This window comes from Streptomyces sp. NPDC047049, assembly GCF_040643995.1.
Classification (GTDB): domain Bacteria; phylum Actinomycetota; class Actinomycetes; order Streptomycetales; family Streptomycetaceae; genus Streptomyces; species Streptomyces mooreae.
In genome coordinates this window covers 1-2,200 of sequence record NZ_JBEYVM010000043.1, presented here as the reverse complement: position 1 = coordinate 2,200, position 2,200 = coordinate 1, and the positions used below count along the sequence as shown (strand labels likewise).

2 protein-coding genes are annotated in these 2,200 nt (G+C 64.5%); both read right to left on the bottom strand.

The genetic code is table 11. From position 1 onward, the window contains the following. A partial coding sequence (locus ABZ851_RS37220) for a beta-ketoacyl synthase N-terminal-like domain-containing protein (protein WP_361137148.1) occupies positions 1 to 675 on the bottom strand: 675 nt, incomplete at its 3' end. Positions 676 to 695: 20 nt separating this feature from the next. Beyond that, the coding region (locus tag ABZ851_RS37215; RefSeq protein ID WP_361137146.1) for a polyketide synthase dehydratase domain-containing protein at positions 696 to 2,200 on the bottom strand (1,505 nt) is incomplete at its 5' end.

The following is a 2,200-nucleotide window of genomic DNA, read 5'->3' as shown; positions in this document are numbered from 1 at the left end:
GGAGGTTTCACCGGAGCGCAACGACTGCACTGCCCAGTGCAGCGCCACCAACGACGACGAACACGCCGTGTCCACCGTCACCGCGGGCCCCTCGAAGCCCAGTGCATACGACACCCGACCGGACAGGACGCTGGCGGCGCTTCCGGTTCCCAACTGCGCCTCCAGAGCGGCGGGGTAGCGGCTCAGCCTGGAGGCGTAGTCCTGCCCGTTGGACCCGATGAACAGGCTGGTGTCGCTTTCCCGCAGTGTGAAGGGGTCGATCCCTGCGTCTTCGATGGCTTCCCAGGACGTTTCCAGCAGCAGCCGCTGCTGCGGGTCCATCGCCAACGCCTCCCGCGGAGAGATGCCGAAGAACTCCGGATCGAAGTTCTTGGCATCCGCCAAGAACCCTCCGTGCCGGGTATAGCTCGACCCCGCTTTTTCGCTATCGGGGTTGAACAGTGTGTCGATGTCCCAGCCCCGGTCCTCCGGGAACCCGGACACCGCGTCCCGTTCGGAGATCACCAGGTTCCACAAGTCAGCAGGGCCGGCCACCCCACCGGGGTAATGGCACGCCATTCCCACGACTGCCACCGGCTCACGAATGTTCTCGGTAAGCTCGCGATTTCGTTGTCGTAGACGTTCGCTTTCCTTCACAGAGGCGCGCAGTGCGTTGATGAGCTGCTGTTCAGACATCATTACCCCAGGCTCGTGACTCAGATATCGCCGACTTGGTGTGCCATCTCGATGAGTGCGGCGAGATCAGCTGAATCAGCATCAGCACCGGCTGCCGCAGGTTCATCCGGCGCGTGTTCAGGTTCGCTGGACGGGGAGGAAACCGGGAACAGCTCGTCAGACAGTTTCCGCGCCATCGCCTCAGCGGTTGAGTACTCGAAGGCGAAGGTGGTCGGTAGCCGCAGACCCGTGGCGGCATTCAGTTTGTTGCGGAGTTGTACTGCCTCCATGGAGCCGAGGCCGAGTTCGGTGAATGCCGTCCTGGCGCCGATCTCTCGCGAGCCCTCCTTGTATCCCAGGACGGCAGCGGCGTGTGTGCGGACAAGGTCCACAAGGGCGCGGATCTTTGCGTTCGCGGAGAGATTGGCCAGCCGGTTTCGGAGAGCTGTGTCGTCCGGCCTGGTTGCCTGCCGAGCGCGCACTTTCCGGACCGGTTCGGCTTGTTCGGCGGTTCCCATTTTCTCAGCGGATATCGGCCGCAGTACCAAGGACTCCACCGACGCCACGGGACGGCCTGTGGTCTGCGTAATGCTCAAGGACAGAGTGTCCGGCTGCCGTCTTGAGATCCTGCACCGCAATACCGAGGCTCCCGACTCGTACAACGACACCCCCGTCCAGGCGAAGGGCATCCGAATCCGTTGCGCTTCCTCGTTCAGATCAGCGACCAACAGGGACTGGAGGAGGGCGTCCAGTAGCGCCGGGTGCAGGAGAAAGGAGCCGGACCCACCGGCATCCGGTCCGGGCAGTGCGACTTCGGCGAACACGTCCTGGTCGTTGCGCCACGCTGCGCGAAGACACCGGAACGCGGGGCCGTAGTCGTAACCGCGTCCGACCAGGGCTTCATAGGCGCCACTCAGATCGAGAGCGGTGGCACCCGTCGGCGGCCACTCCTCCACTTCGGTGGTGGACTTGCCGGTTTCCCGCGTGGACGCCGTCACCATGCTGCCGACCGCATGCCGCACCCAGCCCGTCTCGCTTCGGGAATGCACGCTCACCGTTCGCCTGCCGTCCGCGTCCGGCGCGGACAGGGCGACCTGGAACTTGACCCTGGCGCCGTTGCGGAACACCAGCGGCGCCTCCAGGGTCAGTTCCTCGATATGGTCCGCCCCGACTTCCGTACCCGCCCGGAACGCCAGTTCCAGCCATGCCGATGCGGGCAAGATCATGACGCCACCGACTATGTGGTCGGCAATCCAGGGATGAGTGCTCTCGGAGAGGCAGCCGGTGAGGAGAAGCCCATCCGTCTGCGCCACTTCCACCAGCGCGTTTGCCAGGATGTGGTGGAGCGCTTCCTGTCCCGCAGCATCGGCATCCGGCCTGCGACTCACGTTTTCGAGCCAGTAGTGGTCGTGTTGGAAGGCGTAGGTGGGGAGTTGGATGCGTTGGGCGTCGTGGTCGGTGAAGGCGGTGTGCCAGTCGATGTCGACTCCGTGGACGTGGGCTTCGCTCAGTGAGGTGAGGAAGCGGTCGAGGTCTCCGTCGTCGC